This is a genomic window from Chamaesiphon sp. (assembly GCF_041737865.1).
GTDB lineage: Bacteria > Cyanobacteriota > Cyanobacteriia > Cyanobacteriales > Chamaesiphonaceae > Chamaesiphon.
On the sequence record NZ_JBGSQZ010000062.1, the window covers coordinates 22,665 to 30,598 of the forward strand.

Annotated in this window: 5 protein-coding genes; 4 read left to right on the plus strand and 1 reads right to left on the minus strand. The window is 44.3% G+C overall.

The window, feature by feature from the left end:
• Position 1 precedes the first annotated feature (1 nt).
• The 3 genes from ACEW9J_RS04685 to ACEW9J_RS04695 are packed head-to-tail and all read left to right on the plus strand — an operon-like array spanning position 2 to position 6,751.
• The gene (locus tag ACEW9J_RS04685) at positions 2-499 is read left to right on the plus strand and encodes a DUF192 domain-containing protein (RefSeq protein ID WP_373543978.1); all 498 of its coding nucleotides are present in this window, start codon (positions 2-4) and stop codon (positions 497-499) included.
• A gap of 4 nt (positions 500-503) precedes the next feature.
• Positions 504-6,065 (plus strand): hypothetical protein, encoded by a 5,562-nt coding sequence (locus ACEW9J_RS04690; protein ID WP_373543979.1) that lies wholly within the window; start codon positions 504-506, stop codon positions 6,063-6,065.
• On the plus strand, positions 6,062-6,751 hold the full coding sequence (locus tag ACEW9J_RS04695; protein WP_373543980.1) for a hypothetical protein: 690 nt from the start codon (positions 6,062-6,064) through the stop codon (positions 6,749-6,751). Before ACEW9J_RS04690 ends, ACEW9J_RS04695 begins: the two co-directional genes overlap by 4 nt.
• Here the strand turns inward: ACEW9J_RS04695 and ACEW9J_RS04700 are convergent.
• Positions 6,696-7,010: a hypothetical protein gene (locus tag ACEW9J_RS04700; protein ID WP_373543981.1), complete on the minus strand. Its 315-nt coding sequence runs from the start codon at positions 7,008-7,010 to the stop codon at positions 6,696-6,698. The genes ACEW9J_RS04695 and ACEW9J_RS04700 overlap by 56 nt on opposite strands.
• Positions 7,011-7,050: 40 nt before the next feature.
• Between ACEW9J_RS04700 and ACEW9J_RS04705 the strand changes: the two genes are divergently transcribed.
• Positions 7,051-7,934 (plus strand): hypothetical protein (locus ACEW9J_RS04705; RefSeq protein WP_373543982.1); only part of this gene is annotated, 884 nt, incomplete at its 3' end.

A 7,934-nucleotide genomic window follows, 5' to 3' on the forward strand; every position in this document is an offset into this window, starting at 1 on the left:
TATGTCGATCCCTAATAAAGATAACGATCCGAAATATAAGAAATATCTGTGGGTGTTTTTCCTCGCATTTCCATTTATGGCAAAGGCATTTATTGCTGAAAACAATAGTAAGGTAGCATACATTTTGCCAGTTACGGCTCAACTCGATTTTAATGGTAAAGCAATTAAGTTAGAGGTGGCTCGAACCAAAGTATCTCTCAGTCGTGGGTTGACTTACCGTGACAGTCTTGACAACGATCGCGGGATGCTCTATCAAATCGATACTCCGACTATTTTCAATGGCAAGGGCATGAAATTTCCGACAGCGTTAGTCTTCATTCAAAATGCCAAAGTTGTCGATATCCAGCGAGTTCAACCTTGTGGAGAGCAAGAGCAGAAGTGCTTAGAAAATCGTACTAACGTAGCCTATAACGAAGTCTTAGAAGTAAAACAGAATATTCCCGCAATGCTAGGGATGACTGTCGGCGCAACTTTAAACATAAATTATACTCCCCAATAAATTAATGACAGATCTTACTCGCTATAGCTTATTCTCCAAAAAGGTTCAACTCGATCCAATTACTAATGAACCTCAAGCACGAGTAATTCCTGGCCAAACATTATTAGATCACTTTATTCCTGGAGAACAATTATATTTAGCTCAAAATAACGAATATACAACTCAAGCTGAGATCGAAAATAATTCTCCGCCTGGGACTAAATTACTGCTAGTCGATCGCAACGATCTAATTTATGGTTCCGAAGCCGCCGCAGCCGAGTTAAAAAAGGTACTGCCCATCGATTATCTGGCTGGAGCTTATGCCAGTGTTTTCAAAGGTGGTTGTGTGCCAATGAACCCAACACGTCCTTTAAAAGTTGCGGTGGTTGATTTTAGTAACAACTATGATAGTGGAAATGCAAATATTTCTACTGAAATATCGCGCCAACTCGTGCATGATTCTTGTGGGGCGATCGATACTAAATTATTGAAAGATTTAGCCAATCGCCAGAATGCGATTCAATTTCGATTAGGGTTAAAAGGTGAACATCCTACCTTTGCGAAGGGAATGCTCAATCCTCTCGATTTCCAGAAGCTGTTTCCGAATGGAAATGCTCCAGATCTAATTTTATCTTCAGATAGTTTTAAGGGAAATAAAGTAGCCCCCGGACTCTATGAATACGATCCAGCCGAATTGTTTTTAGGAATTAAAAATGATGCTCAACGTACCTCGGCTTCGATTAGTGAGCTAATTAATATTTATCCCCAAGCTGCTACCGATGTATTGCCGATCGTTCACGCTCAAGCACAGATTTTAGCGGCTAATAGTCGAGATGTGGTGACAATTGCCGCTCAAGCACTGAATGATTATTATCTGGATGGGATGCAGGACGATCCTAACGATGAAAAAGCAAATTCTAATACTCAAGATGAGTTCAAAACTCCTAAACTAATTGAAATGGCATTGAAGTCAGGGAGATACAATCTCCTTGATTCTAAACAGGTGCAAGATTGGCTCGAAGATCGGATTAATGCTTCCTGGAAAAATCTATCTTATGGGGATATTCCTCAACTCAATAGCAATAATGCTACAGTCCTTCCTGCCTACGATCTTAAATATGGTGAGGTTGCCATTCCTTGGCTGGCTGATGGTGAGGAATTAATCTTCTACCGTTCTCCCATCGTCAATCGGAATGGGATCGTTACGGTTAAAAATAATCTCAATGTCTGGCAAGGACTTAAAGAGTTAGGGGCAGATCCTAACATCATGTATGTCAACGTCCAAACCCTCGATCGCATCGAACGAGAAGACCCGACAACCTATGCTAATTTACTCGAACAGTACGGGTCTAAAGAAAAGCTATCACAGGGCTTCCAGACGCTGATGGAAGCCACTCAGATGGATTTTGATGGCGATACGGGTAACGTTATCGAACGATCGACAGTACCTCATTTATATGATGCAGTAAAACAGAACGAACATCCCGATCGTAAACTGGGAAATTTCCATAAAAGTGAGAAAAACCTCCCAATTGATTGGACGTTACCGCAGATCGCCGAACACATTCGCCCTGGCTATGTAGGGGTGGTTTATTCCCACAAACGGCGGCTGGAATTTTCTAGAGGGGAAATCGATGTGGCAATCGATCTAAATGATATCGGGTTAATGAATCGGTTCGCTGATGAGTATTTTACTAGAGCGCGGAAACTGCTATTCAAATCTAGAACCGATGAGAGTCAATTAGCAGGTAAATCCATCACTACGGGAGCAAACAAACCCGTTACTCTCGATCCTCAAGTCCGAGCAGCAGCGACTGATTTTGTCAACTCTTTTGATGAGCTAGAGATCGTTGAAAAACATGGACAAGTTGGCGGCTATTTCGTTCTCGATAAAATGCTACGACTCCGTTCTCAATTCCAGTTTCTCAAAACCGATCGAACTTACCAGTTTACCAGTCCTACTGGAGATATTAAACAAGCCTTCTCTTCTCAACTGATTCAGGCGATCGATACGTTTGAAAAGCTACCGCTGAAAGATTTATGGGGCAAAACTGATAAGTTAGAAGAGTTGAAAGATTATGCTATTCGATATCAGAAACTATCCAAGCTAATCGAGCGGGAAGTAGATCTAAGCCAACCGATCGAATTAATTGGTTCCTTTCAAAAATTCGACCGTAAAACTAATCGCACCGTCCAAACTAATTATTTAGAAACAATTGATGGTTTATCCTTAGCTGCACCTAAATCTACCACATCCGAACGGTTGCGGCTGTATCAGGGCGTACTTGATGAGTGCATCGTTGTGACTAGTCAATTGAATCAGGATGCAGTAGATGTGTTCAAATCTGCGAACATCATTCATGATGAGATTTCACACGTCCTATCGACAGAATGCGCTAGAAGTACCTTTGATTCGATCGCTGGTAAAACTAGAGCTAAATCCTACCAGGATGGGCGCAAACCCGAACCTACTGGTTGTACCCTCCCTGACTTGTTGCAGGATTTATGCAATCAACATTACCAACCGCCATTCGACTCGAAACAACAGGTTAGTAATCCCGATTTGATGCGATCGTTTCGGGATATTCCCGTGTCGAGTCAAGCTTCTGCGATCGCTCAATTTTATCTCAGTGACGACCAACAAATTGTCGAGCGTCTCAAAGAAATCGGTTATAATCAACGGCTGAGTAATGGCAAAAAGGCATATCTAGAGATTGAAGTCGGTAATAGTGCGATTAAACTCTTCGATCTCAATGGTGCCAATTTTAAATATTTCAAAGAGTCCACAACCGCTGATATTATCCTCGACTTTAATCTGCGTCAGGCTCTAATTCAGCCGGATGCAGAGCATAATCGATTAGCTAATCTCGATCCGAAAGTTTGCCAAATGTTTGCTCAGAAATATCCGAATGGTTTAACGATCTCCAAGGATAAATTTAACTTACTAGTCCAGGACGGGAAAATCGATCTTCACTTCCTCAATGATGACAAAAAAGAGATCGGCTCCGAACGTAAGGATAATTTGCAAAGACTGCGCCAAGCATTTGCTAGTGAAGGAATAGAGCCATTAGAAGCCCTAGCTGCCATCGCTCAAGGGACAAATCGATCGAGAGCGGGATATTTAATCGCTGCTTATCCCGATGCTTTAACCGAGCATATTAAATCGATTCCTGTCGATAATCTCATCTTTAATGCGATCGATCCTGAATCAAAAGAAGCCGTAAATCGAGCCGTGAAAGCGATGGCAAATAATCCCTTTGAATTTCAGATTAGATCTGACGGCAAACTACTAATCGAAGCTCCAGGTAACTTGACGGTAGGTTTTCTTGGTAATCTACCCGAAACTGGTAAATATCAAATTGACAATCGGATTAAAACGAGTTCTAGTCTACCCGCAGGGATTGTCGGGGCAGGTAGTTTAGTTGCTGAAGCCTATTGTTTCTCGCTCAAATTAAAGGAGCCAGGGCAAGGATTGATTGCTACTAATTTAACTGCGGCTGGTAAAAAAATAACTAATAGTCAAGAACGCTCGGCGGTAGATTTAGCCCTATCGCTCGATCCCGTTCGGACTCTGCCATATTCTGTCAATATCATGGGGATGGATTGTCCGATTTCTCATGCCAGTTCTGGCTTGGCGGAGATTTGGGCGACTCAGATCGACGGGAGTGCAGAGCTAGAATTCAAGGAATTTAAGTACAATCCTCTAAATCAAGGTACTGGGAAACCTTCATTCTCCGCCGTTCTCGAACGCGAAGGGATTGAATATTATTTATCGGGGATTATTCCAGAGCGAGATCGAGCGGATAAAAAAGTTGTAGATTTATACCCCAATTATTTCGTCAAGGAGAACTTCTCGCGCCAAGTTTCTCAATCCGCATCAATAGTTACTGGCTACACCCTTCAGCAAAATATTGAGGGTACTACCGTCAAGCTTGGGGATATTACCACCGCGTCTGCTAAACAAGTTGGAGTGCTGGCAGATCTGACTCATAATTCTGCTCGCGAAGAGAGTGTTCTACCCATCCCAATCCTTCACTCGGCGATGGCTAAAGTCCAAGACAGGTTGCAGATCGATAATCCTGAAAAAATCTACAACTCCGCACTGTGGGAAGTTTCTACCCCAGGTAAATTGTATTCACCCGCCTTACCTTTGGGCGAAGATCTCACAGCTAAAATTGATGTTTGTCGATCGAAATCTCTCAATGATTTGAGTGCCAATCCACTCCTGGTAACTCGGACTCAGCAGCCTGTAATCGTCAATTCAGCCGTCGAGTTTCAGGAGTTTTATCAGATTAGTTGCCCAGATGAAAAAGTTGCTTCAGTCAAAGCTTTTCTGGACTTACCACAGCAAAACGGCAAAAATATTCCCTATCGATTCCATGCTTCAGGTGAGAATCCTCATCCAGCTTACGAACCAGAGTATCAGCGGGGATATTCAGTCTTCCTAGTCGAGCCGGAAGCGGTACGCAAAAAGGGCAATAACAAAGCAGATCCGTTGATTGCCCGCATCAAGCAGCTTGTCGATGCCGATACAAAACAGCCTCTAGATCCTCAAGCTTACCACCAGCAATTACAGGCGGCAAAGGTAGTGCGTCCAATTGTGGCTAAAAACCTCCAGGACTTGGGCGGATGGTTGGAGGATGCTGGCGGCTTCACTACTGGAGCTACTCAAATCGACATCGATAACCTCACCAGATTGCCGTATACTCTCGCTGGAATTGGAGAAGAAGCACGGGCAAGATTCCATGCGCGAACTGGATTGACTGAAGATAAGCAGCATACCGTATTCTATTTTGGTAGTGAGTACCTGCGCGACAGATTTGTCTCTAGCATGGGCAATGCGCCCCTACCGCTGGACTGCCCATCACAGAAATCCAGGCTCGCTCTTATCTATGCAGCGGTAGTTCCCACAACGGATCTAAATAGCTACTTGAAGGAAGATCGCAATCAGTACAGCTATAACTGCGATGCTGACGGGCAGAAAATCAACCCCATCCTGAGTACCTATAATGTCAATAAATTAGGCTCTCTTCCCGCTCGTGCTGCGACTGATATTTCGATGGGATTTGCAGCTAATAAGTACATCGGGAAATCGCTATTAAATAGCCCGTCGCGGACGGATCTTTATCAAGATAGTTATGCCGAAAATGCTAACACTGACCGCTATCAGGCTGGTGACGTGGTGATGGTGAGTGGGAATAGGTTCGACGGCAAATCGGTAATTAGATCGACCATTGAACCGTTTTTCGAGCAAAATTATCTACCCCTACTCAAAGCTGCTTGTCAAGCCAAGGCAACGATCGTATTTGGCGATGGCAATAGCGTTGATGCTTTGGCTAAAAAGTATCTCAGTGAGGCTGGATATACAGTGCTAGAACATCCCCACGGCTATAACGAAGCCATACCCCAGGAATGGGCGGATCGGCGGAAGCAGGAATTAGCGGGAGTTATTGCCCAATCCCCATTTCAGCCTGACATACCTACACCTGAGTCGATTGAACCTATCGAACCGCCAGAGTTAGAGATTCCGGTTTATACCCGAAAAAAGAAGACAGCAGCTACTCCAGCGGGGATGTCATTAGTATGAGTATCCACTTTATTGGTAGCGATCGCGGACAAGCCGGAAAATCCTGGTTCATCCGCGCTCTGGTTGAGGTTTTAGCTCAAACCGACGAGCGAATTATCGTTGTTGATGCCTCAATGGATAAACGGATTGGGATGACTTATTCCCCTGCGTTCAATCAGGCATACAATCTTCAGTTTGCAACCCAGGCATTTTACGATCTGGATGTATTGCTCGATCTTGGCTCCGAACACACGTTAATAGTCAAAATTCCTGCTAGTGACAGGGAAGTTTTCATCCAGTGGGTACGAGAATCTGAGATCGACTCCTTGGGCTTTCCTTGTTTCTATTGGTTTGTCAGTACCGGAAAAGAGGACTATCCCCCAGAAATCCTCGATTTATTCGGTCAACAGGCATTTCTAGTCGAAAATCATCATTTCCGCGAGAACTTCAAAAGCTTTGAGCAGCCCGTTTTTGATGACACGAAACGGGTAATCCTATTGGGGCTGATTAATAATCCGATTGAGATCTACCAAATTGAAAATAGCCAACAGCCCCTTTCCTGCTTTGTGAGCAATCCCCAAGTGCCGCTATTGACTAGAAGTAGGATCTATCGGCTGATTAACACCGTAGCAGACGGGGTTGAATCAATTTCTACTCATAATTCTCATCGGGATCGAATGTCCCATTATGCAGGGCATTCTGCATAGATCTGGGGATGCTCCGATTGCGTTGCTGTAGCTCTACTTGTTGCTCTGCCCAATTCTTTCCATTTACTAATGGTCGTTCGGCATTCATCCGGTGGAATGTGGCAATTTCCGCCCGTACTTCGGTTTCCATCTCGGCGATCCTAAGTGGAGTAACCCCCGTTGCCATCAACCTACTGCGGTGTGGCTCCTGAAGCTCTCCAGTTTCATCATTGTGCCAATCGCGTTTAAATGGTGCCCATAAGTCTGATGGTCTTGTCATTTCGATCTGTTTTCCAAGGTGTATGTACTAACTAAATTTTATGGCTGGAAAATCAACTAATTCCAAAATTAGGCATAAACACCCGAATTTTTATCCAATTGTGCTTTTACCCGTACTGATTCAAGAGCATTTGCCCAGACAGACAATCGTGAAGAAGTTCGTACCGATTGAGAATCGATCCGCTCCTACTCGATCTTCGGCTCCAGCGCATGGCTATTCTCTCCAGGTCAAATATCTAGCTCTAACATTTCTAGCGGCTGTGATGGCGATTGTGCTGCGGTTTCTCAATGTTTATACTCACAATGGGATTGCGGTAGCGAGTGTGATGGTAATGGCACTCGCTTTGGTCTTCCTGGGGAAACAGATGGATAGCGAAGAGGCTACCATTGCCTTCAGACAGCGAAAGACCGCACCTGCCGCACCTCAGTTTCAAACGATCGAAGTCAAACAGTGGCAAGTAGCCGACTGGCAAACGATTTTAGTCGATCGAGTCAAACCACATTTAGGTGTCTCTACGGCTCAAGTTGGAGCTTCAGAGGCAGATTTTGCCAAGTATCTCCAGAAGTACTTTGGAGCTACGCTCAAGCCCAGCTACACCTTTAGTATTCCCAATAGCGAGCTGGTTTATAGTGCCGATTTTTGTTTGGTTTTACCGTCTGGTTTGAGCTTCTGTGTCGAGATTGACGAACCCTACGTCTACAAAACAGGGGAACCCCATCACTGTATCGACCAGGGGAAGGATGAGCAACGTGATAAGTTCTTCTTAGCAGCGAACTGGGTGACAATTCGGTTTTCGGAACAACAGGTAGTGCTTCAACCCGTAGCTTGTTGTTTCCTGATTGCCAAAACTGTCGCTCAATTAACTGGGGATATGGGGTTCGTCAAGCAGTTTGATGACGGGACGAAAACTCCTAATTTAGAGCC